The sequence below is a fragment of the Leisingera sp. ANG-Vp genome (genome assembly GCF_000813725.1).
Taxonomy (GTDB): domain Bacteria; phylum Pseudomonadota; class Alphaproteobacteria; order Rhodobacterales; family Rhodobacteraceae; genus Leisingera.
In genome coordinates, this window is the sequence record NZ_JWLD01000027.1 from 47,303 (window position 1) to 70,825 (window position 23,523).

Here is a 23,523-nt window from a genome sequence, read left to right on the forward strand (position 1 = left end):
AAGCCTGTCAGTTGAAGCGGGCAAGACGATGGGCAATGGCCTGAAGAATAACACCGTTTGTATTCAAGTCTGTGTAGGCCTCGGTTGTACGGCCGGTCTTCAGGTATATGCTTGACGCAAACCCGTTCTTCGTTTTCGCGGCACTTCTAGTGAACCTGTATAGTTTCTCAGAGTATTCATGCGGCTGATAAGCTGACCAGAGAAAAGCAGCCTTACTGCTGATAACCAGATTTTCCTCGCGAAACTCAGGCGTTCTGTATTCAAGCTCCTGCCCAACCGTGTCAATGGCCCAGGTCCGTTTCTTTGCGTCCAGTTGCAACCCCTGATAGAGGAACCAGGGCGACTTGTCGATTGCCCCTTCCGAGACGCAGATGAGCCGGCCGGTCTCGCGAAAGTCCTCCAGTTGAGCGGCAAACAGGACATCAGCCAGATAGGCGCTTTCCTTCGACATCCCCATTTCCATTGCTTCAAGCAGCAGGGGTTCTGCGCCGAACGGCCCGATTTTGGCCGCAGCTTCCAGCAATGCCATTTGCCCGTCGGCCGCCGACCGGCCAGCAAAGACCTCATATGGGGATTTGGCAGCGATCCCCCAACGCCGGAAGGCCAATGCCGAGTAATGGGCGCTATGTGACACATATGAAGTCTCAAGTTCTCCATTTGTGACCGAGTGAATTTCGCCCTCAAAGATCACCTTCCGAAGGTTCCAGGAAGCGACAAGCTTAGCCAGTTGCTCTCCGAAACTGCTGTGTCGGCGCAGGTTGTCCAAGGCAGCCAGCAGCCGACCTGCGTCGGATCCGTCAAAGTCCCTGTTGCCCCATTTGCGGCGATCGGTCCGGATCCATCCCTGCGGCAAGTGACGCCCTTTGAAAGTCCTGCCCGTGATATTGGGTAGGATCTTGCGGATAGCAGTCTCAAAGTCCGGTTGGCTGATCAAGCCAATCTGTGCAGCAGCCACTAAGCCATTGATGTGACTTCCAACGTCCCACATCGTGACAGCCTCGTGTTTCCGCCCCCCCGGTGCGAAGTCCACTGTCGCCGGACACAACCCGGTCCTGGGATCAGTGAATTTTTCGAAGTACTGCCAGGCAACATGGGCATCTTCCAGAAGCCCTTGCCGCTTGGCATCCGAGAGGTTCTGGCGTGTTTTTGCCAACTCTGGCGCGGCGGCAGCCGTCCTCCTCCATCGTGTTGGCAGCGGCCCTGCCGGGGCAACGGTCCTGGCAAACTCTTCAAGAAGGAGGAACTTCGTCTCCTCATCCCTGAGCATGTCCTTCAAAAGGGTTTCCAACGCTCGCCGCTCAGGCGGAAAGGCAATCGCCTCCGGCTGAATAAAAACCACCACATCCCCGGTTCCCGCCGTGGCTGACTCAAATGCTTCCGCCGCACCGCCATCGCTGACAACCCGTTGCGGGAATTGCAGGAAACCCGCGCCCTCCAGCCCTTGGACACCACCTGTTTCTGCAATAAAGGCAACGCCGATTCCAGGCCCCAACGGCCTGACCGTCCGGATTTTCGCCTCACTCCGGCTTTCAATTTCCATAGGGAGCATTCTGTGTTGCGCGGTACTGACCTCAGCGTTCATTGGGTGAAAGTCGGTTGGAACCCAAAAACCGTTGTCGGCCTCACCCGCAAACTGGTTTCCGGTGGAATGGGGGATTCCGGCTGTCTGAAGAAACTTTGTAAAACCTGAATACCCGGATAACTGATCACGATCATTCTCTTGCGGCTTCAGGACATGCAGGCAAACCGTCCGTTTGAAGCCGTAGGTGTCGCGCAGTTGAATGTCTGTCACCGGCAATAGCGACACATCTCCATCCAACTCTTGTTGCGACAGCGCGTCGGCAAACCAAACCGCGGCTGCCTTCAACTTTTTCACATCCATCCCAGAGAAATCCTTCGCTGAGAAGTAGACTATGTTCTGGCTAGCAGAAGGTGCGGCGGTTTGCGTTTTTCCGTCAAAATCGTTCAGGGATACCAGGTTGCCGCCAAACAGCCTCACGACACCATTGTCCCAAGTTTCGGTCCTGACCGGGGCTGACTGCGCCGGAACCGAAAGGAGATTGAGAATGCCCGCAGAACGCACTCCGCGCGGAGGAGAGGGATTTTCCCGGTCCGCACAGGCGATTGCCTGCAGGGCTTTGACCGGCTGCTGGGCGGAGCCGCCCGACCACAGCATCCTTTTCATGGCAGAGACGGCGTCATGAGCCGTCCGGGCTTGGAAATGCTCGGAAAATGACTGCAGATCCGGAACGTAAGGCACAACATCCAACCCGCTTCTGCCAATCAGATAACCGTTCAGAACCTGTGCTAGCTTGCTTTTCGCAGTATGCGGGCGGCCTTGTTTATCAAAGGGGTTCACCACGCAGGCGAGCGGTATGTTCTGGTCAACAAAGGCATCAATCACCGCAATAAGATGCGGGATTGAAATGTCTTCATTGATATCTGTCACTATGGGGACAGTTTGCGCAGGAAGCTTCCACGCAACAGAAGCTGATCCAACCTCTGGGAACAGGGCCAAGCCGGCCGCGACCGATTTCAGAAATAACCTGCGTCTCATGTGTGACCGGCCGCCAAACTATAGTCTCGTCCTTGGCGCTTTACGCTACCCCAGCTGGCTAAACGTCCGGTTACGGCACGTAAAACTGAGCGTATTACCGAAAAATACATGAGCGGACGGTAGACGAGGCGTTGAAGCGGAAACAGCAGCAAGGACCATTTGCTTTCATCCTCATCGGATGTGATGGCAATGGCAGCAATCAACAGTTCCAGCGCCGGGAGTGCTAGGTAGGCCCATATGTACTGCATCGGCTGTGTGTGCTGGGAACCTCCTACCTCGGCTGCCCAGCCACCGGCCATCAGCTTGTACAGCATCAAGATCACAAACAGATCTGCGATAGGGGCCAACAGCGGGAAAACATAGCCAAACACAAACATGTCGGAAATTGATACCAAGCCAACCGAGCGCCTCTCAATGATCGCCCGTTTATGCTTCCAGGCGCTTTGGAATATTCCAAAGGACCAGCGAAGCCGCTGTTTCAGAAGCTGACTCACCTTTTCCGGCACTTCGGTGTACGCCTTGGCCTTTGGCTCGAAGACTATATTATACCCCGCCCGGTTCACCTGGATTGTGAGGTCAGTATCTTCGGTCAGAGTTTCCTCACTGAACAATCCCGCTTTCTTCAAAGCCTCAACCCGCCACGCACCGATGGCTCCCGGAACCACCAGAATGCCGTTGATCAGGTCAAACGCTTTCCTTTCGACATTCTGGGACGTTGCATACTCAAATGCCTGAAGCCGGGTCAGTAGGTTCACACGGTTGCCTGCAATGATTTTACCTGCCACTGCGCCGGTCTTCGGATCTGCAAAGTGCCTGACGAGATGTGTAATTGCGTTTCTGCATACTTGCGTATCCGCATCGATGCAGACGACAAACTCAGCATCAGTGCTCAATATCGCCCTGTTAAGCGCACTCCACTTCCCTTGGTTTGGTTGGGAGATGAGGCGGACTTCGCTCTTGTGGCCAAACTTGAGCACCTCAATAAGCGTGTCGTCGGTGGAGCCGTCATCCACCACGACAATTTCCAGGTTCTTGTAGCCGCTGGCGCGCACGCTTTCGATGCTCTGGGAGATCACCTTTGCCTCATTGTGGGCGGGGATTATCACCGCAACCTTCGGCTGTCTTTGCAGGGGTGTAAATCTTTCACGGCGGTTCAAAAGCGCCAGGATCAGAATGCCGGCTGAGCGAACTATGCCAATTGCGAGCACCGTCCAGAAAACAACAACGACAGCTTGCTGCGCCATCCAGACAATGGAGAAGGAAACTCTGTCAAAGGCCGGGGATCCGCCCTCGGCAACAGGCATCAGCGCAGCCCGGTTGGTGCCAAGAAGGTCCGCCAGCGTCGTAAACTCATAGCCTTTTGCCCGCAGCGATCGGATTATCGGGCGAACTGCGTCTACTGTGGCAGTACGGTCCTGGCCACCATCATGCAAAAGAATGACATTGCCGCTCCCCTGTTCCACTTGGCCTATCACATAATTTGCGATTTCCCCGCTGTCCCAGCCTTCCCAATCCTTGGGAACAATTTCCATACCCGCAATCGCGAATCCCCGGGCTTCGGCTGCCTCCAGAGAGGCCACCCGCTCTGCGCTGATCGGGCCGCCGCTACGTTGGAAGGGTTCGCGGTAGAGCAAGGTTCTCCGACCGGTTGATCCAGCCAGGATTTTGGCTGAGAGCGAAAACTCCAGATCAACGCGGGTGCTGGAGATCTGGTCCATTCTGGGGTGAGAAAAGCTGTGCGCTCCAACCTCGTGCCCTTCGTCAACCATCCGGGTGACCAGGTCGGGAGAATCCATGACATTGGTGCCGACAACAAAGAAGGACCCCGGAACGTTCTCTTCCTGCAGGATATCCAGAATTTCCTTGGTGTATTTTTCATGCGGACCGTCATCAAAGGTCAGCACAAGCTTGCGCCTGTCCGGTTTGCCGTAGAGCTCAATCGAAAACGGCTTGGGCGGAAGGCTATAGGTCTGGTTGCTGATCAGGCCAGTCTCCACTTCGAAGGACAATTGACGTGCTCCTGCAGTTGCGCGCTGGTCGATGCGGATAAATGCGCCCTGTCCTTTGTAATCAACATAGTTATCGAGCTCTACGACATGAAGTTCAGCCCCCAGAATGTCTTTAGAAGCATCTTGATGCTGCAGGACTTTCCAAATTCCGGGGTCCTCTTGCCCAAGAGACCACACCGCAACGTTGGCAAGGCCAAGCTCCTTGAGGCGGACAAGTTGGTTGTGAGCTGACGCAGCATCCAGCATCCAGATTTTGCGCTGTCGCCCTTGGGCGTCACGGTAGCGGCTAAAGCTATTTTGGGCTTTGGCGCTGAACCGCAATTTTGCTCCTGAGGAGCTTACTCTCTGCATGGCTTCCGAGTATGATAATACCTCAGGCTTTGATACGCCAGAGGTCCACTCAACCGAGAAATTGCCGAGCGCAACAACTAGCTTGTCTGCCCCGACAGCCAGAACGGCCTCAGTGGTCAAACCTTCTATCCAGGTGTACGGTGCAAGCGGACCTGGCGCGGTTTCCGCCCAAGGCTCCTGAAAGAGCTTCAGGATGATCTGGTCAAACAGATCAGTCAGATCCGGTTCCTTCCAATAGGGCTGCTGGCCCGCAAGAATAGTGCAGGCCTTCAGCCCCCGGGAACGGAATGCTTTTGAGAATCCTGACATCAGAGGCTTGAGGCGACGGAACGAGTCTGGCTTCAATCCAGTGAAGTCCAGGCATGCACCTTGGGCATTCAATGCCGCTACGGCGGCGGCCATATCTTCGGCAAGGGGTGCCACGCGCTCTGCATCTGCCAGGCTATCCAGAAAGACCTCTTTCTGCCTTGCCTCACCCAGCAAAATGACCGGCAAAAGCTGCGGACGCAAAGCCGCCTCGGCAATGTACTCTTCAACAGCAATCCGGGTATCCTTGCTGATGACGGATACTGCAGGACGGCCCTTTTTCTCGACAATGCTGATCCACTCAGGCACGATCACGCCAATTTGGCCGCAACTGTCATCCAGCGACAAAAAAGCTTGTTCAGATGACACAGGCACATGACCAAAAACCTTGGGAACCGCCGTGTTTGCCAGTGCCGAAAAAAGGGGCTGTTTGCGTCCGTCTCCACAGGAAGTTTCTGCTTCTGGTACCGCAAAGGCCGAAGCCAAATGAACCTGGTCGTGATGAACGGAACCGTCAGCGGTAAAGGAAGAATGAATATGTTTGTCATCGTAGAAGGGATTCAGCTCCCGCAGTGCAGACTGCAAAGAGAAAGAGCCATAAAGAAACAGCACAGCCCAGCAAATCACAGCCGTTAGCAAGGCAATAAGAACAGCCCTTACCCGGCGCACACGGACCCTTTTGGGATCGGCAAATACCCTGCCGGATGACGCAACAGTTTCAAGTCTGTTCTGATGAAAGGAAAACCGCCTCAAACAGCCCCCCTCCGAACACAGCAGTACTGCGCTTCGAAAGCCGCCAGGCACACACCTGCAAAGCAAATATCAACACTGCTGTCAGCCACGGTCCCCCGACCCCTTTGCAGGCCAACACTGTCGTCAAAATTGCGCGGTGCCTGTCCCCACAGACTTCCACGCATGACAATCAGATCAGGCTACATGGCGTCCAATTTCCCCATTGAGGGAAGGCTTGTCAAAATTTCCTCAAATTTTAGCGGAAATTTCCTTTTGAACTCCGAGTTCAAGCGACAATTCCATGACTTTGGGAGACACTGTTGCCACAAGCCGCGTTTGATGCGGTTGCACGTGAATCAGTCTAAAATCTTTGAGACCTGTAAAATCAGGTTCCCACAGGAGGCCGACGCCGTACCGGCACGGCCTGTTGCCGACATGGGGACAATGGCTGATGATTGTCGGGATTGGATGAGAAATCCGGCTGAACATGTGAGGTTTGATTCAGATTCCACAAAAAGTAATTGTTTCTCTTAGGAAGTGTTCTATCACCTTTTACCCAAGGGGTTTTCAACCGAACGAAAATCCAAGTTTGGGCCAGAGCGCTTAGTGGGGTTCACATGAAGATATCTGTAAATCTGATGGCCGCCATTCTTTTGGGCACCATTCCATCTCTTGTCCTGGCGGACCCGAAGCCTCGCAGTGCCAAACCTGCACCCCCTCAACTTGTATCGAAAATCTATGCTGGGAATACTGATATCTGGGCTGAAGGGTGCAATGGCGGCATCTACTACTCGCCTAATCTGCAAGCCCGCGCCTGGTGCGGTGACAACAGTGACAGCCTTGGCGCCGGGGAATGGAACGTCGACGCCCAGGGCCGCTTGTGCCACCAGCTGTCTTGGTATTGGCCCAACAACAGCCAGGCAGGAAAGAGCATCGGCGATCAAACGTGCATTTCTCATGTTGTCGACCGCTGGGGAACAGTTTGGCGTAGCTGGCCGAATGACACGGAGTGGTGGCCGCTGTCCGGAAAACACTCTGGAATTAAGGATTATTCCGGGATGAAAAAAGGTTACAAATTTCATTCGAGTGTTATGGCAACCCGTTCAAAACTGGGGCTTTAGCAGCTGTTTTTATGGTTAGCTTGGAACTTGAATCGATCTAATAAGCAGCACTACCGTTATTAGGCAGGCACCGCGTTCAGCACCTGAAATCACATCTTGTAATTTCAGATGGGATACGCCCAACGCGTCACCAAGTCCTAAGTTTTTTGAGTAAAGGGCATTGGGCTGATCAACATTGCCTTGATGTTCTTAGCGTATATTGGATTTGGGTGCGCTCGGAATTTAATGACTGATCAGCAGTTCAAATCTTCGCCGCCTTCGTGAGCCCGCTTTAGCTTTTCTGAAGCAAACCCCGAGCAACCGCAGCCAATTTTCACTTTCTGCCCGACCGGGATGAGTGGCTTTAGCGCTCGGTCGGCGGTCAGGAAGTCGGTTTGAGCAGCCTGTAGCCATAGCTTCCGGCAACGGGAGCGGCAACTTTGTCCGGCGACGTGTGAATTCGGGGTTTCAGACTTGCTGCGGCCTGCCGGAATGGCTGCATTCTCCTCTGCCATGCAGCGAAAGATATTCGGGGGTGCAGCGGATCGGCGCGCTGCGAGCGCGCGCAGCATGAAAACCAGATTCACAGTTTGGGCTCTTCACCCGATTTCGCCGCTATCAGGCCGAACCTTGGCTTCTGATAAACGAGTGGCAGCGCATCATCGGAAACGTCGCTGGATCAATCCCTTGGCCAGACCTGTCAATGGCCGGTCCCTGTCCACGCATAACGAGGGGCTTGCTGCCCAAGCATTCGGCGGCTCCGAGCCCAAACTACTAAACGCTGCGCAAGACATGAACAGGTAAGAAACGCACTAAGCCGCCATTGGCCGAAGTAGTGTCGGCCTTTTGCGGGCACTCGTGTTGACCTGACTGTTCCGCTTTGCATCCCAGCATTGCGGTCTTTCGGGCATCGTGCAGCCTTGCAGAAGAGCGAGTATAGCAATCCGCTCGAAGTAGCCCTCGGGCGCCTGTGGCCGCGGCCCCAGCTTCGCGATCCTGACATCAGCTAGGTTGCGACAGGCTGCACAGTGTAAAGGTCTAGCTACAGGCGGTAATCTGGATTCTAGCGGTGCCTACCCTGAACTCTGACATACTACGGTAATCCGAAGGTTCAGACCACGCAGCTGCAAGGAGGCCAAGCGGGAGTGTACTGTGTTCTCAGCCCCTGTTTGCTGTGAAGGCCCCCGCTAGCGCACTCATCTTGCTTTGTGCGGCTTGCCTTTCTGCATCATTGCTGAATGTGCGGGTTATGACGGATTCGATCTGAGCCATTGCATCTTCGCGGTTCAAGCCACCAATCTGTAGACCGCACCGCATCCACAGCCCGTCAATCAGCAGGCTGACTGTGTGTGATACTTCTTCCGCGGCGTCGTCGCCAATGCCCGTTTGTTTGAAGGCGGACAAGAGGTTGCTGTGAAGCCGATGATAGATGGCATTCTGCAGCCGCTGAAACTGCGGATTATGGGGAACTTCGGCGCACATTGCGATCCAGCCATGTGCCACTTCCGCCCTGAACGTGGTTGGGGAGAAATTTGCCTCGATAATGGCATAGAACCTTTCCCATGGTGTTGAGGCCAGGGCCATAAAGGCAACGGCCTCCTTGCGCAGAGTGGCGTTGGCCCGGCGCATCGCCGATTCAATCAGGTTCTGCTTGTTGGGGAAGTAGTGCAGTACGCTGGCCTTCGATACGCCGGTATGTTCGGCGACGCGCTGCAGCGTTGTGCCCTTCATCCCGTGCAGTGACAAGACCTCAAAGGCCGCTGTGGCAAATTCTTCCCTGCGGATTTCCGCAATGCTCTTGCGTCCCATGTCCGGCACCTCCTGAGATGCACGGTAGAATTTATTGACTCCAGGGTCAAATTATCTTACTGGACAGTTTATTGACCTGCGGGTCAGTAAATTTTCCAATGGGAGGAAAAGCCGATGAAGATGAAATTCGCATTGCCGCTAGCTGCATCCGTGCTTGCGCTGACCGCGCACCAGGTCGCAGCCGGCTGCGAAACTGTGCGCTTGGCAGAGCCGGGCTGGACGGACCTCGCTTTGACCACCGGTGTGGCAAGCGTTGTGTTGGAGGGTCTCGGCTACACAGCGGAAAGCGATGTGCTGGGCATCCCGGTGATTTACGAATCGATGGTCAGCAAGGATCTGGACGTGTTCCTTGGCTATTGGGATCCAGCGATGGAGACCTACTACCAAGCCTATCGCGACACCGGCGAAATCGAGACGGTTCACCAGAACCTGGAAGGGGCAAAGTTCACCTTTGCAGTGCCGAAGTACGTCTATGACGTCGGGGTGACAGATTTCAGCCATCTGGCAGAGCATGCGGATAAATTCGACAGCCAGATGTACGGGATTGAGCCGGGCTCGAACGACATCATGCTGGACATCGTCGGCAAGGATGCCTTTGGCCTGGGCGGTTGGAAAGTGGTCGAGAGCTCCGAGCAGGGGATGCTGGCACAGGTCAAGAAGAACGCCCGCAAGGAAGACTGGATCGTGTTCCTGGCCTGGGCGCCGCACCCGATGAACACCGAATTCGAGATTGAATACCTGACTGGTGGCGACGACTTCTATGGTCCGAACTTCGGTGGTGCGTCTGTCCATACGCAGGTGCGCAAAGGCTACATTGAGGAGTGTCCGAACGTCGGCAAACTGCTTACCCAGATGACCTTCGACATCCCGGTGGAAAGCGAAGGCATGGGCTATATCCTGACTGATGGCGACGATCCCAAGGACGCTGGAGCTAAGCTGCTGCGGGCGCATCCCGACTATCTCGATGGCTGGCTCGACGGCGTTACCGCCAAGGACGGCAGCAGCGGCCTGGAGGCCGTGCGCGGCCATCTAGGCCTGTAAGAGCGTGGGGCGGCTGATGCCAAATACTGCCGAAAACCTAAGCAGCTGCCCTATCCATGCAGAGATGCACGGTGACGTCTCGTTGCCGTGCCTTGTCCTGATCCTCGGATTGGGGATGCGCATTGAGGAATGGCCGCAAGAGGCCGTTGCCGATTTGGCGCGCGACTTCAGGGTGATCTGTATCGACAATCGGGATTCCGGCCGGTCGGGGCGCTGCGGCCCGAATGTGGACAGCGCTGCTGTCAGAACGCTCGAAAGCGGGGCACCCTATGGCGAGGAGCCGCTGCCCTACACGCTGTTTGACATGCGCGACGACGTCTTGCGTGTGCTGAATGAACTGCAGATCGGAAGGTTCGCCGTTGCGGGTTTCTCCATGGGAGGCATGATCGCGCAGCTTGTCGCCGCCCAGGCTAGCAGCCGAGTAACTGGCATGGTGCAGATCTGCAGCTCTGCTGGGGAAGTTGCCGCCCCGGTGCCGGAAGTGACCTGGCAGCGCTTCCTGAAGAATGCGCGTCCGTTTGAAAGCCGCGATGCGCTGATCCGGTGGCTTGCAGAAGATCTGACCTGGTGTTCCGCACCATCCCCATTAGCAGATGCTGTCGATGCAGCCGAAGCGATGGTGGACGGAGGCTACACGCCAGGTGGCTATGCCCGGCAGCTACTGGCGCTGAGCCAGTCGGGAGACCGCAGCGCATATCTGACTCAGATTACCTGCCCGGCCCTGGTGATCGGGGCGGCGCAGGACCGTTGCATCGAGCCGGATAGCTCACGGCTGGCCCAACGGCTTATCCCGGATGCAGAACTCGTCATCTGCGGCAACACCGGCCATGCGCTGGAGCCGCAGGTGATGGCACATCTTAGCAGCTGGCTCAGGAAGACACTGATCCAGCGACATTGAATATCCGCAACACGGACAGGAGGGAGGACCTGAAAATGGAGTGGCTGGAATCTCACAAGATCCCTATCGGAGCATGGGCCAAAGGGTTCGTCGATTGGCTCACTGACAATTTCTTCTGGTTCTTCGACGGGTTGTCGGCAGTACTGGAAACTATCATTCTTGCATTGCTATGGCTACTGCAGTCTCCCAACCCGTTTGTGGTGATTGCGGTCATCACGATTTTGTCTTGGCTGGCCCGGAGATCCGCGGGCTTCACCGTGTTCACGGCGCTGGGACTGCTGCTGATTGTCAACCAGGGTTACTGGGTCGAGACGACTGAAACGCTGGCGCTGGTCCTGGCCGCTGCGACTGTCTGCATGGGGTTCGGGGTGCCGCTGGGCATTGCTTCCGCCCGCCGGCCCTGGCTGCACCGGGCGATGGAGCCGGTCCTGGATCTGATGCAGACGATCCCGACGTTTGTCTACCTGATCCCCGCGCTGATCCTGTTTGGCCTTGGCATGGTGCCCGGCCTGATCGCAACGGTGATCTTTGCCATCCCTGCGCCGATCCGGCTAACCCATCTTGGCATCACCTCCACCCCGACGGCGCTGATTGAGGCGGGCAAGGCTTTTGGCTCAACGCCGTTGCAACTGATGTGGAAGATCGAGCTGCCCTATGCGCTGCCACAGATCATGGCCGGGCTGACCCAGACCATCATGCTGTCGCTGTCAATGGTGGTGATTGCGGCGTTGGTGGGGGCTGATGGGCTGGGCGTTCCGACCCTGCGGGCGCTGAATTCTGTGAATATCGCCAAGGGGTTCGAAGTAGGGATCGCCATCGTGCTGGTTGCGATCATCTCTGACCGGATGTTCAAGCGGGGAGGTGCGTGAGCAATGACTGACACAATGGTTCGTTTCGACAACGTAAACATCGTCTTCGGCAAAGAGCCAGCGAAGGCGCTGCCGCTGATGGACAAGGGTATGAGCCGCACCGAAATCCAGGAGCAGACCGGCCAGGTTCTGGGCGTTCACGATTGTTCGATTGATATCAAGAACGGCGAGATCCTGGTGCTGATGGGGCTGTCCGGTTCTGGTAAGTCCACCCTGCTTCGCGCCGTCAATGGGCTGAACCCTGTGGTCCGTGGCAAGGTCGAGGTCAAAACCGGGCATGGGCTTGTCGATGTGGTGCAGACCGATGCGCGCAATTTGCGACAGATCCGCCGCGACCGGATCGGCATGGTGTTCCAGCAGTTCGGCCTGCTGCCCTGGCGCACGGTGATCGACAACGTGGCCTATGGCCTGGAGGTGGCAGGAGTTCCGAAAGAGGAGCGCTACCGCCGCGCGCGTGAGCAGCTTGAGCTAGTCCATCTGGAGGATTGGGCGGACCGCAAGGTGCAGGAGCTGTCCGGCGGTATGCAGCAGCGTGTCGGCCTCGCCCGCGCCTTTGCCACCGAGGCGCCGATCCTTTTGATGGATGAACCGTTTTCGGCGCTTGACCCACTGATCCGCAACAAGCTGCAGGACGAATTGCTTGAGTTTCAGCAGAAGCTGGGCCGTACCATCATCTTTGTCAGCCATGACCTGGACGAGGCGCTGAAGATCGGTTCGCGCATCGCCATCATGGAGGGCGGCCGCATCGTACAATGCGCCGAACCCCAGGAAATCGTGCTAAACCCGGCAACTCCCTATGTGGCCGAATTCGTTGCGCATATGAACCCGCTCAATGTTCTGCGCGCGATGGAGATCATGGTGGATGGTATCCCGCCTATCGAGGTGAACGCCCGCACGATCCCAGATACGACACCCTTGAAGGACATCATCGGAATGCTGATAGAGGAGCAGAGCGACATCCTAGTGACAAACGGGACTGGCCCGGTTGGCAAGATTGACGTGAAGGCGGCGCTGTCCAGCTTGCTCAGAACACAGCAGGGGCAAAGGATGTCGGCACAGTAGCCTGCGCTGCAAGAGCTGCCACCCTCGCTGTCGCTGCATTGTTTCGAAGTTATTACTAAGCCCGCCCGCTCGATCTGTGGGCGGGCACTTGAGTTCTCTGACATGATCTTTCGGAGAACTATTCCCAACAGAATACTGTTTCCTCCTTAGAGCACCCCTTGGCAGCGGGGCCATAGCCTGCGTGGATAGTGCCTTCTCGATTTCAATTGGCTGCTTTCTCTGAGGCAGAGGGGGCGCTGAAGCAGCGAACTTCCTCTTCCGGCACTTCCAGCGGAGCGCCGCAGGCAAAGAGCACGGTTTGCCGCCAATAAAGCAAGTTGCAGCGAATTTTCACTTTGTCCGGCAGACTGTGAGTTCGATCATCTCCAGATTTTGCTCGCGCAGCGAATGACCGGAAAGCGGGCTGCGCCTGCAGCAACGTGAGGGTAGGGCGAAGGTCCGGAATGGCCCGGTTCCCGCCCTTTGTGCATGACAGGCGAAGAGCGAACAGCAGCTCGGATCGTGTCTGCTTCGGACTGCTAGTGCCCGGCTGCGCCCGCAGCAATCCGGCCTCGTGCTCATAGCTGATGACGGCTCAGCAGGTACAGACGGCTTCCCCGATTGTACCTGCAAATCAGCCCTGATTTTCCTGAAGGAAGTCAGTTCAAGCGCAACAGAACCCGCGAGTCGAAAACGGGAATTGGGTCAACAACCTGACAAGAAGGTCAGTTTTGCCCAGCATTCGACAAATTTGTGTCAGATGTCGGCCAAAACTGACTCAATGGGAGCCGTTTCCTGGGGAAATTTGCCCGCGCGGGCCAGGCATTTCCAGCCCAAGTGTCAAGCATTTCTGACCCAAACCGGACCTTCAGAACAGGATGCGAAATGGGCTAGATGCGGGACTTACCTGCCGTCCGTTTCAGTATGGTGAATGGCTGCTTTCGACTCCGCTGTCGAGAATCAACGGGGACGAAAACATGAAATATCGGATTGCTTATGTGCGCCGTGGTCGGTTGAGTTTCTCATTTTACCAAAGGAGCGCGCCGCTCGGTTCGCAGCTATTGCATGGCACGCATCTTCAACCCAAACAATGGGAATGGCGCCAAAGAGCTTTCCGTCCGAAACCTCAGATCTGAGGCTTTCCCAATCAGACAACCCATGCCGTACCGCAATCTCTTCTTGCACCCATCTAAGTTGCGCGTCCATGATGTCTGATGCCCGGGAATGCGCTGTGTGAGCGGCGGCCCATCGAGCGATCTCCGCCTCTAACTCGTCCATGAACGCCATCTCAAACCAGAATGACTGTGCCAAACTGTCAAAATCGTTCAGCTTCTTCGCCATGACCTTTACCAAAATCTCGCGCGTGGTTTCCGCCTGCTCGTCCTTTGGCAAAGCTTGGAGCTCCGAAAAATCTGATGCGCCGATCACAATGGGCCAGATATAGGCCTGATACCTCCCGCTCCCGAACAACCAACGCAGAAGGCGCGGCTTCAGCTCATCTTCGGTTAGACCAAATTTGGCGTCAGATCCATGATAGCGCTGTTGTGGACCCAACTGCGCGATCCGTCGCAGACCCTGTTTCGGGGCCTGATCTTTTGAAAAGAAACGCGCGGCCAAATTTGCATCCCGTGCTTTGAGATCAAAGGCAACCATCTTCCGAGCAATGTCTTCCGAAATATCCGCGTCCGTGCCCCAAGTCCGAAGGTCACGCTCAGAATAATGTAGTTTTGACGCCGTCCTCAAGATGTGCCGCGATTGCGGTTCAGAGATCAAGCCAAAACGCTCAAGGCAACGCAGTGCATAGCGTACATTGATCAACGCATACGTGATCGCGGCATCCTTCGCTGCGGGATTCGTCAATACCGCCACCTCGTCATCGCTCGTTAGGATACCGCGCCTATAAAGCCGGTAAATCGAGCCGTATCCTTTCATACCCGCAGGCCAACATTCAGCCGCGCGCAAAGCCCCCATGCTGGAGGCGCCCGCGACCTCGGCGCCATCTTTCAGCACATCCATGACCTCTCGCGGTGAAACAGCCAAAGTCTGAGAAAAGACACCATCTATTATCAACATCCTACGAGCACCATTTGCGCGCGCGCGATAAAGGTCCCCCCGCGCGATCGGCGGCAAAAAGTCAGCCTTTGGCAAGTATTTTTGCAGGTCAGAAATCTTGGCTGTCGGTCCAACGAATACGACGTCCGAGGTATGCGTGGTCATATCAAGCTCCTCAGCAACCGATCACCTGGGAGACGAGTAGTGAAGCTATAGGGGCATTCCAACCCCGGTACCACAACGCGAACCACTGGCACGCCTAACTCAGCGCGCGTCATGTTTACCACAATGCACCGGTCCAGACCAACCGTGCGCATCGCCTTCAAAGCCCGGTTTGTGTTGCGCGCAATGTCCTCGTCACCGTCGCTAACAAAATCAAACGTGGCCAATGCGTCCGGGTTCAAGACACGGATACGTCGCAACAAGCGGCTTGCCCGATCTGGTCGCGGCCTCATACCTTCAATTGCGTCGCGTGCGCCTAGGAGGGTTACGGAATGCGCCTGCACAGCTTCTGTCACAGCGCGCAGCGCGGCGCGCCCTGCATCGTAGTCACAGCCGTGGCCAACAAAAACAGTGTCTCGATTCATATTCCCCGGAAAACGACGCGTGAGTACATGGGCGGCGATCACCGGGACGCCTAAGTCCGAGGTCTGATCCTGAAACGTGACCACGCAGTTTTCGCTCCGCAATCGTGCGACCCAGTCCGCAACGGTTGGTGGCAGAGTGTGTGTGCTAAGCATGCGAGGCTGAAATCGCGGCCCGTCGGCGGCCTCGCCGTGCTCCTCAATGAACCGGTCTATCGAGGCCGCGTCTCTTTCAATCACCTCATAGATGGCGTGCAGGGTCGCTTCAGCAATACTGTTCCCGGACGCTAGGCCGTTTGTCTCTACCCCTTGAAAAACACCGTCTTGAGGTGGCGTGATCACAGCATCAGAGGGCAACCAAATCTCAGTCTTCTGCTGTACATCATACCCTTTGGTCCAGTGGATGGATGTTTTATTCGTCAACCTTCCTTGCGCGGGTGCGTTCAGATCCCCAGGCGTCACGATTGGCAAATCCTGACGCTCTAGCAGGCAGGAAAGACTGCATCGAACCTGCCGATCGCTCGGCAAGCTCTCTCCGCAGACCCTTTCTATTGCTTCCATGATTGCGCTTGCTTTGGCAGCCTCCGGTGTCTCGCCCTTGCCGGAATGCACAGTGATATCTGCCGCCAGCGGTGTAACGGCGCCCCAAACAGGCAATCCAAGACTGTCAATCGTGCTAAGGTCATAGACCCGTGTGACCGGCACCTTGGGAAGGATCGGGGCAACCGTAGCAAGAGTGTCTGAGATGAGTCTAACATGCCCTGATGCTGTCACGATGGGCTGCGGGTCAAAATCCGAAGCGCACAAACCACTTTGAACGCTGACAAAATCTGACGTCGTACTCAAGCTCATCTTCCCGTACAAAAATTGACAAAGCGACCTAGGACCCGGTCTCTCTGGGGATGTGTTGGTGTGCCCACTGACGTTTGAAGACACCGCGTTGCTTGATTGCATCGAGCGTATTCAAGTGTTCTGTTGCCCATGAGCAGATGGTCTGTTGCCCCAATTGTTTGGAGACCTCGACCAAGGCTTCAGCCGCGGAAATAGCTTGTGGGTCCAGCGAAAGCGCAGCAAGATACGCATCGCCCGCCTGGTGCAGATCATCCAGCGCTTCCAAACATTGCCCGATCATGAACCACGCAATCTCGCGCCCCGGAGGTGCCAGCTCCGCTGCGTGCCGATAGGCTTTCAATGCTTGCTCGAATTCGTCGCGCTCAATGTGAACCTCGCCCAGCTGAAGCCAAACACGAGAGTCATTGGGGGAAATCCGGGTCAAGCGCTGAATCCGTGACAAAGCAAGCTCGGTATCTCCGTTCCAAAGTGCTTCCTTGGTTCGACTCTCAATAACAGGAAACAGCACTTCATCGGCTGCAATCCGCAAAACTTCGGTGGAGCGGTCCAGTTCATTCGCCAACGCTTCCGCACGTTCCATTTCGGCGACCATGCTGGCACTGTCCTGTCGCATTTGCGGTAAAAAACCCCCAACCCGATGATAGCGACTGTTGACAAACGTCAGAGTGAATGGGTCTAACGCGTCCATTGCTTCATCAATGATCGTACGGTGCCGCTCTTGCCAGGCCGAGGCCGTCTCGTGGTCGCCAGCGTGTTTCACCGACTGCACAACAACCTGATACGTCGCATCAATCCGGTCAATTCCGTCGGCGCCGCGTTCTGAAATAGCTTTGAACTCGTCAATAGAGTACGGCACCGCCGGGTCGTCGACATGCATTCTGTAACGTGAATAGCAGTGCAGGAACGCGGCCGACGTCTCCAGCGGTGTCATCGGTTCCGACAACTGGTAGGCGCCATCAAAAAGCCGTGCGGTCACGGGCTGGAAACACATCTTTGACAGAACCCAACCTACACGGATTTTTTGGATCTCGGTCAGATCAGCGAAGTTATCCAGATAGGTCGCTAGCTGTTTGACTTGATCACTCTGTGAGACATCAAGCGACTGTATTGGATCTACAATATCAAACTCGAAAAACCCCGTGTCGCGCACGAGACTCTCGCGAAAGGATGGATTGAAACTCGCTTGAATATGCGGATAGACGCGACCCTCGACCAACGCGCGAAAGCAAAAATCTATTCCATGCACATGAAAAGGCGCGTCAGTCTCTGGGGCAGACAAGTTAAAGTAGGTCTGAAAAAGGTGCGCGCGAAAACTAGAAGACAAAAGTCTCATGAGGTACGTTTTTTTCAGTGTATTGCGGCCGATTAGCAAGCCACGCTAACCGGCCAGCCAATGGAAGGCTCAGAACTGAACGCTAAGCGGCGACTTCGAGTCCAGAGTTTCAAATTTCTTGATCTTCTTCTTTTTCATGACAGATTCCTTTCGTAAAAAAATGATATGGTGCCGCTTACCAGCAAAGCACCGCAACGGTGGCTCGAACTAAAGACGGAGACATACGATCCCGTGCTTCTTTGTCCAAATCAACCAAGGTAAGGCCGGTCAAGCCGTCCAGTCCGCTTGCAGCTTCCAGCTGTTTGCGCTGCTCTGCTGAGAAGTCGATGGTTGCAATTGTTTTTGGTGCGCCAAGTTCAGTCTTGGACATATTGGGATCCTCCCGATCTAATATCCACACCTAACCCTTGCACAGAATCGCGGATTCTCGAAGGAATTTTTGCATGCATAGATTGCAATGAAGTAGCTGTTATGGCCTTTTGAGTCGCAGAAACCCTTTGATCAACTAAACAAACTTGCTTGATAGTGTTGAGAAGCCTATGCCTGAATTTGTTCTCACAAGTAGCGAAACGGACATGCGTGCGGTTCTCGAAAGTCCTGAGACTAAAGGTTTTCCTGTCCCCTCAAACTGCGCGTCACAATTCAGAAAGCTGTTCCGAAATGGGAGCAAAATTTCGGAGCCACGGCGAGGCCCAAGGGTATCTCAGGGTTGCCTCGCTGTTCCTGACAACCATGACGAGGCACTCTTGGCCAAGCGATACGCGGCGCTAAAAGGATACGAAACGGTCCCGTTTTCACAGCTTGCAAACAGCGAAGGGGACGTAACAGTTGTGTTGCCGATAGGGATGGACCCACAGGACGTTTTGACAAGATTGTGGCCCTTACATGGGTTGGGGACCAAAGCGTGGCCAATATGCAGCTTTCTAGTTGGTGAAAGCTTGGCAAGCCTTGCGCTTTTGATGGCAAAGCACTTGGTTCCGGACGCCATGAACGCACAGGCTGAAACCCACGTGTTCTCAAATGAGAGAATGGGTGGCGGCGCGACCTATCCTGACGCGGTCGACATGGAAGGACTCAGCGGGGACCAGATCGCCTCGCAAATGACATCCGCTAACGGGACGCTTCTCATTGGAGGACATAGCAGACCGCATTGCGGATTATTCCCAACGCAAGACGGGCTGATTGGGCTATGCGCAATGCCCGACGGCGGCGCGTCCGGCCGATGCCTTCAGGGCACCGCATGTTTTTTTAAGGGCAGGCCGATTGTGCCCCTACAATCGCTTAAGGCGGAACGTGTTTTTTACAACGGCTGCACAACGGCTGGCACTTCGACACGGCGCCCGGATTTGCTAGACGCGTCCGAAATGATTGCGCACGCGGTATTGCGTGGTCCAGCGCGCGAATATGTCGGGAACCTGCGCGCCGGTCGCTACTCGGACCAAGAACTATCTTGGTTTGCAGCACTTAGCGCGCATGGACTGCGCCCCGCCGAATGCGTGCGCTTGATCGAGGCTCGACGCGGCGATGTCGGGACCGAAAAACTCCCTTCGCTGGTTCATTTTGGCGACGTCCAAGCTCCGCCCTGGCCTGTCTCGAATGTCGAAATAGCGCAGCCGACATACCGCGAGAACACCATGACATTGGCCTGGACTGGCGCAAGGTCCATCAAGACGGCGCTGATCACCGATCCCGCTTGGCTGCTAGCGATGGGCGCAGGGAAGTTCACAATACAGACCCAAAACGCCGAACCAGCGCAAATAGCCGTCCTCGAGAGCCCGTTCGACAGCGCTTTGTATGTGCTGCTGGACTGCGGCAGCAGCGAACCAGCCCGGCTCAAACTCACCCGGCAGGACACATCGGCAGCCCCGGACTTCGAAGCCGCGGCGGGCGCGTGTCTGTCAGAAAGCTATGCGAGATTAGCCGAATTGGCGCGATATCCAGCCTTTCGCGATGCTCTTGGTCTGAATTTGAACGATCTCGAAAACCTGATGCTAACCGAGCAGTGGGAACTGAAAAGCAGCACAGGGGTTCCGCCGCAGAGCACCACAAACACCTCCCCAGGAATTCAAGAGGCTCTGCGCCACACTAATGCCTGTATCTTGACCGTTGCTTTGGCAAAATGCTCTGGCAAATGGAGCTGGCAAGACGAATACCTGGACCGCACCCTTGCCACACCCGAAAGCACCCCTGGAACCTGCCCAACCTGCGGCGGAGCAACGGTTGCATATCAAAACGCCAGTCTGCTCAACCCCGCTCTGCGGAGAAGGTCGGTGGCTTGCGGCATCTGCGGTATCGTGCAGGATCAGCCCGACTATGGTCTCTCCTTCACTTTGCAACGTGAAGGTCTGATCACGCACGGATCTGAGTTTTCCGGCACCGTGCGAGTTGCGAACACCACTAATCGGTCCCGAGATTGCATCTTGGCCGCAACGGTCCGCGGTGCTCAAACACCTCACGCTAACAATGCCATCACAGCGTTTTCGATTGCTGCCCAATCCGCGACCTCCGTTCCTTTCCATTTTTCTACGCAAGCTCTGATCAACGAAGTGGTCCAATGCTGGGTAATGATCGTCTGCGATGGGGATATCGGTTTTGCGGGGCGCATTTCCGCCATGAGATCAATATAGAGGGGTACAAAGCATGCAGTTTGACGTGGCCGTTATCGGTGGCGGACCCTCGGGGTCGGTCACCGCTAGCTTGCTTGCTATGGGTGGCGCTTCGGTTGTCCTATTTGAGGCAACGTCCTTCCCCCGATACCAGATTGGCGAGTCGCTGATGGTCTCGACGGTTCAAGGACTGTGCAAATATATCGGTGCCTTGGAGGAGGTCCTCAAGGCGGGGTTCATTCGAAAACCCGGCGGTGTATTCAAATGGGGCGCCTCGTCAGAACTTTGGACATTGGCGTTCACCCAAGCCAACGAACTGCTCGAAGACGACGCGAATTTCGCCTTGCATGTAGATCGGTCGCGTTTCGACTCTATTCTGCTGGAGACGGCCAAACGCCACGGGGTGGAGGTAAGGCAGCCCAATCGCGTTCGCGAGATTGCTCCCAAAACCCCACATGCAAAAACCATTACCTTTGACACGCCAAGATCCGGCCGTGAACAAGTAACCTGCCGCTTCGTCATTGATGCCAGCGGGTCTTCCTCGCCATTTGCGAAGCAAGTTGGTACGCGGGTTCACTCGAAATTCTTCAACAACATGGCGTTCTACGGGTATTTTGAAGGGGCCAGTAGACTGCCCTCACCATTGCAAGGAGGGGGGATCACCGAAGCCTTCTCGGAAGGCTGGGCTTGGTTTCTCCCCATTCAGGACAACTTGACTAGTGTCGGCGTCGTGTTGGGGGCAGAAAGCAAACCCAATGACGGGCCCGAATTCTTGATGAATACCTATTTGCCAGAGTGCCGGCACATCAGTGGGCTTTTGAAAGATGCGCGGTATGCAACAACGAAGCCGTTTGACGTTTTCCGTATGCGCAGCGACTTTTCCTACACCACGGACCGGTTGGTGCGCGACGGTGTGTTTCTGGTTGGAGATTCCGCCGCCTTTTTAGACCCTTTATTCACAACCGGAGTCCATCTTGGTACCTATTCCGGCCTGCTGGCGGCCCGAACGATCTTATCCATCATGGACGACACGCTACCAGACACGGACCTATATCAGGAGTTTGAAACGCGCTACCGTTACGAATACGAACTTTTTTACCACTACGTTGTGGCCTATTATGACGCAAACGTTGCACCCAACAGCAACTTTTGGTCAACGCGTAAGGTCGCCAACACCACGGAGCAGGAAAACTCTTTCTATATCGATCTAATAACGCAAGGTCGTGATACCGCTTTGGACTATTTCGCGTCCAAAATTGGCTTGGGTGATTTTGTGCAGGAATGGATCGAAAAACTCAGCTATGTTACCACGCCCGAAGAAAAGGCGCTCGCCTGCCGACGCATGGCTGAAGAGATCCATTTCCACTTCCCGCCTCCCTCAGGCCCGCGTCCTTTCCACCTTGGGTTTCAGGATGTGCGCAACATGGCCAACGGCCTCGTGCATGACGAGCCGAAGGCTGAGGACCTGTTGTTCCAACCGTCTCAAGATGGGCTCAGATGGCAGCTACGTGCCACGACGAGTTGACCACCGTTGCTGCAAAGACATGGTGCTCAGCAAGAAGATATCTGCCGCTGAATAACGGCGTTGTGAAACATTAACTTCGGGAGCGCCAGCTCAGGATAGAGGACGTTTAAGGTGCTGTGCAGCAACAGGCTGTTTGGGCTCGAAGCCCGATTTCGCCGCGCGCGGCACGAATGTCTGCTTCCGCCGAAGGAAAACTTATGAGTCGCAAAAGGTAACTTTGCTGCCTCGGCTGTAAATATTTCGCTTTAAAATCAATCAACCAAGTTCCCCAAAAAGGAAAAACTATGTGTCGCCCGACAAAATTGTCGAATGCCAAGCAAAACTGACCTTCTTGTCAGATTGCTGACCCAATTCCCGTTTTCTGCTAGCGGGGTTTGTTAGGTTTGATCTGACTTCCTTCAGGAAAACCAGGGCTGATTTGCAGGTTCAATCGGGGAAGCCGTTTGTACCTGCTGAGCCGTCATCAGCTATGAGCACCAGGCCGGATTGCTGCAGGCGCAGTTGGTCAACTAGCGGCCCTAAGCGAACTTCCGGTCTGCCTCGCAGCCGGGATCGGGACTCATGCAAGTCGGGCGGAATCCGGTCATTCGCTGAAAGCTCGGGCCGGACATGGCGAAACGTTGGAAGCCGACCTTCAGGTAACGTCTCATGAGATTTCTGTTCTGCAGTGCCGCAAGTCTGCTGCGAGCCCAGTTCAGGAATTGCTGCGACTCGACGGAACGTCTCTCTTTACAGATTTTCGCAGTCTCCGGATCGTGTGGCCGGGCCGCCTTCGGTGGGAAAAATCAGATAAATTTGATTATTTGGTCAAAAAATGTTTCACTGCCGAAAAAACTGGGAGGGAACTATGATGAACGCTTCACTAACAAGAAGAGCCGTGCTTGCGGTTTTCTTTGCTTGCGCAAGCCTGCTGAGCGCGGGTGCTGCCGTGGCCGAAAAGACCAAGGTTGCAGCAATCTACACGCTGCCCGTCGAGCAGCAATGGATCAGCCGGATCCACAAGGCTCTGAACGCCGCAGCCGAGCGTGGCGATATCGACTATGTCTTCTCGGAGAATGTGGCGAATACCGACTATGAGCGGGTGATGCGCGAATATGCCGAACAGGGGCAGCAGCTTATTGTTGGTGAGGTGTTCGGGCTTGAGCGCGCGGCGCGCAAGGTTGCAAAAGACTACCCCGGAACCGCTTTTCTGATGGGATCTTCTTTTGGTCCGGTGGCGCCGAACTTCTCAGTGTTCGACAACTGGATTCATGAGCCGTCCTACCTGTCCGGCATGGTTGCGGGTGCCGCGACCGAATCGAATGTGATCGGCATGGTCGGCGGATATGCCATTCCCGAGGTGAACCGTCTGATGCATGCCTTCATGGATGGCGCGCGGGAAGTGAACCCGGATGTGAAGTTCATCGTGAACTTCATCGACAGCTGGTATGACCCGCCAAAGGCCAAGGAAAGCGCCTTTGCCATGATGGATGCAGGGGCGGACGTGATGTACGCCGAACGCTTTGGCGTATCCGACGCAGCCGTTGAGCGCGGTGTGAAGGCCGTAGGCAATGTCATCGACACCTCCGGCGACTATCCGGGCACCATCATGGCGTCGGCCCTCTGGCATATGGAAGCAACCATCGACAAGGCGGTTGCCAATGTGGCCGGCGGCAGCTTTGAGGCTGCGGATTACGGCCAGTACAGTTTCATGGCCTATGGCGGCGGGTCTCTGGTGATGGACGAAGGCTTGGTATCCGCAGAAACCGCGGCGGCCGTGAAGGCGCGCGAGGCCGAAATTCTGGACGGGCTGTTCCGTGTGAACGTGAACGATGCCCGCCCGGTTTCCGACAACTGACGGCAGAAGGGCCGGCATGTG

15 protein-coding genes are annotated in these 23,523 nt (G+C 55.6%); 8 read left to right on the top strand and 7 right to left on the bottom strand.

Going from position 1 to position 23,523, the window contains the following annotated elements; genetic code table 11:
• Positions 1 to 7 precede the first annotated feature (7 nt).
• Positions 8 to 2,449, bottom strand: coding sequence for a DUF3131 domain-containing protein (locus tag RA20_RS10385; RefSeq protein ID WP_241482236.1), 2,442 nt, complete (start codon positions 2,447 to 2,449; stop codon positions 8 to 10).
• 104 nt (positions 2,450 to 2,553) lie between these two features.
• Positions 2,554 to 5,976 (bottom strand): glycosyltransferase, encoded by a 3,423-nt coding sequence (locus RA20_RS10390; protein WP_039127845.1) that lies wholly within the window; start codon positions 5,974 to 5,976, stop codon positions 2,554 to 2,556.
• 596 nt (positions 5,977 to 6,572) lie between these two features.
• Between RA20_RS10390 and RA20_RS24995 the strand changes: the two genes are divergently transcribed.
• Positions 6,573 to 7,076 carry a DUF995 domain-containing protein gene (locus RA20_RS24995; protein WP_082017981.1) on the top strand — a complete coding sequence of 168 codons (504 nt, stop codon included), beginning with the start codon at positions 6,573 to 6,575 and terminating at the stop codon, positions 7,074 to 7,076.
• A gap of 1,137 nt (positions 7,077 to 8,213) precedes the next feature.
• On the opposite strand, the gene betI is transcribed toward RA20_RS24995, so the two are convergent.
• Positions 8,214 to 8,864, bottom strand: coding sequence for a transcriptional regulator BetI (gene betI / locus RA20_RS10395; protein WP_052248936.1), 651 nt, complete (start codon positions 8,862 to 8,864; stop codon positions 8,214 to 8,216).
• A 114-nt stretch (positions 8,865 to 8,978) separates the two neighbouring features.
• On the opposite strand from betI, the gene choX reads away from it, so the two are divergent.
• The 4 genes from choX (at position 8,979) to choV (ending at position 12,734) form a co-directional block, all read left to right on the top strand.
• The gene (gene choX, locus RA20_RS10400; protein ID WP_039127847.1) at positions 8,979 to 9,905 is read left to right on the top strand and encodes a choline ABC transporter substrate-binding protein; all 927 of its coding nucleotides are present in this window, start codon (positions 8,979 to 8,981) and stop codon (positions 9,903 to 9,905) included.
• A gap of 64 nt (positions 9,906 to 9,969) precedes the next feature.
• Positions 9,970 to 10,803: an alpha/beta fold hydrolase gene (locus RA20_RS10405; protein ID WP_039127850.1), complete on the top strand. Its 834-nt coding sequence runs from the start codon at positions 9,970 to 9,972 to the stop codon at positions 10,801 to 10,803.
• Between the two features lie 35 nt (positions 10,804 to 10,838).
• On the top strand, positions 10,839 to 11,672 hold the full coding sequence (gene choW, locus RA20_RS10410; RefSeq protein WP_039127853.1) for a choline ABC transporter permease subunit: 834 nt from the start codon (positions 10,839 to 10,841) through the stop codon (positions 11,670 to 11,672).
• A gap of 3 nt (positions 11,673 to 11,675) precedes the next feature.
• Positions 11,676 to 12,734: a choline ABC transporter ATP-binding protein gene (choV, locus tag RA20_RS10415; RefSeq protein WP_039127855.1), complete on the top strand. Its 1,059-nt coding sequence runs from the start codon at positions 11,676 to 11,678 to the stop codon at positions 12,732 to 12,734.
• A gap of 939 nt (positions 12,735 to 13,673) precedes the next feature.
• On the opposite strand, the gene RA20_RS24635 is transcribed toward choV, so the two are convergent.
• The 4 genes from RA20_RS24635 to RA20_RS25360 all read right to left on the bottom strand — a co-directional run bounded on the left by RA20_RS24635 (position 13,674) and on the right by RA20_RS25360 (position 17,904).
• Positions 13,674 to 14,930 carry a TfuA-like protein gene (locus tag RA20_RS24635; RefSeq protein WP_052248937.1) on the bottom strand — a complete coding sequence of 419 codons (1,257 nt, stop codon included), beginning with the start codon at positions 14,928 to 14,930 and terminating at the stop codon, positions 13,674 to 13,676.
• Positions 14,927 to 16,195, bottom strand: a complete 1,269-nt coding sequence (locus RA20_RS10425; protein ID WP_039127860.1) for a YcaO-like family protein — start codon at positions 16,193 to 16,195, stop codon at positions 14,927 to 14,929. The genes RA20_RS24635 and RA20_RS10425 overlap by 4 nt, the downstream gene beginning before the upstream one ends.
• A gap of 34 nt (positions 16,196 to 16,229) precedes the next feature.
• A complete protein-coding gene (locus RA20_RS10430) occupies positions 16,230 to 17,534 on the bottom strand; it encodes a tetratricopeptide repeat protein (RefSeq protein ID WP_039127864.1) in 1,305 nt (434 codons plus the stop codon).
• Positions 17,535 to 17,709: 175 nt separating this feature from the next.
• Positions 17,710 to 17,904, bottom strand: a complete 195-nt coding sequence (locus tag RA20_RS25360; protein WP_152618479.1) for a hypothetical protein — start codon at positions 17,902 to 17,904, stop codon at positions 17,710 to 17,712.
• Between the two features lie 376 nt (positions 17,905 to 18,280).
• On the opposite strand from RA20_RS25360, the gene RA20_RS10435 reads away from it, so the two are divergent.
• The 3 genes from RA20_RS10435 to RA20_RS10445 all read left to right on the top strand — a co-directional run bounded on the left by RA20_RS10435 (position 18,281) and on the right by RA20_RS10445 (position 23,502).
• Complete coding sequence (locus RA20_RS10435) at positions 18,281 to 20,161, top strand: hypothetical protein (protein WP_152618480.1); 1,881 nt, start codon at positions 18,281 to 18,283, stop codon at positions 20,159 to 20,161.
• Between the two features lie 13 nt (positions 20,162 to 20,174).
• Positions 20,175 to 21,665, top strand: coding sequence for an NAD(P)/FAD-dependent oxidoreductase (locus tag RA20_RS10440; protein ID WP_052248938.1), 1,491 nt, complete (start codon positions 20,175 to 20,177; stop codon positions 21,663 to 21,665).
• A gap of 847 nt (positions 21,666 to 22,512) precedes the next feature.
• Positions 22,513 to 23,502 carry a BMP family protein gene (locus tag RA20_RS10445; RefSeq protein WP_039127869.1) on the top strand — a complete coding sequence of 330 codons (990 nt, stop codon included), beginning with the start codon at positions 22,513 to 22,515 and terminating at the stop codon, positions 23,500 to 23,502.
• Positions 23,503 to 23,523 lie beyond the last annotated feature (21 nt).

What these genes read in the sequence shown, in the direction of transcription:
- RA20_RS10440 (WP_052248938.1), top strand. Translation starts at nt 20,175, where the DNA reads ATGCAGTTTGACGTGGCCGTTATCGGTGGCGGACCCTCGGGGTCGGTC.
- choW (WP_039127853.1), top strand. Translation starts at nt 10,839, where the DNA reads ATGGAGTGGCTGGAATCTCACAAGATCCCTATCGGAGCATGGGCCAAA.
- RA20_RS10445 (WP_039127869.1), top strand. Translation starts at nt 22,513, where the DNA reads ATGATGAACGCTTCACTAACAAGAAGAGCCGTGCTTGCGGTTTTCTTT.
- choX (WP_039127847.1), top strand. Translation starts at nt 8,979, where the DNA reads ATGAAGATGAAATTCGCATTGCCGCTAGCTGCATCCGTGCTTGCGCTG.
- betI (WP_052248936.1), bottom strand. Translation starts at nt 8,864, where the DNA reads ATGGGACGCAAGAGCATTGCGGAAATCCGCAGGGAAGAATTTGCCACA.
- RA20_RS10405 (WP_039127850.1), top strand. Translation starts at nt 9,970, where the DNA reads ATGCACGGTGACGTCTCGTTGCCGTGCCTTGTCCTGATCCTCGGATTG.
- RA20_RS24635 (WP_052248937.1), bottom strand. Translation starts at nt 14,930, where the DNA reads ATGACCACGCATACCTCGGACGTCGTATTCGTTGGACCGACAGCCAAG.
- RA20_RS24995 (WP_082017981.1), top strand. Translation starts at nt 6,573, where the DNA reads ATGAAGATATCTGTAAATCTGATGGCCGCCATTCTTTTGGGCACCATT.
- RA20_RS10430 (WP_039127864.1), bottom strand. Translation starts at nt 17,534, where the DNA reads ATGAGACTTTTGTCTTCTAGTTTTCGCGCGCACCTTTTTCAGACCTAC.
- RA20_RS25360 (WP_152618479.1), bottom strand. Translation starts at nt 17,904, where the DNA reads ATGTCCAAGACTGAACTTGGCGCACCAAAAACAATTGCAACCATCGAC.
- choV (WP_039127855.1), top strand. Translation starts at nt 11,676, where the DNA reads ATGACTGACACAATGGTTCGTTTCGACAACGTAAACATCGTCTTCGGC.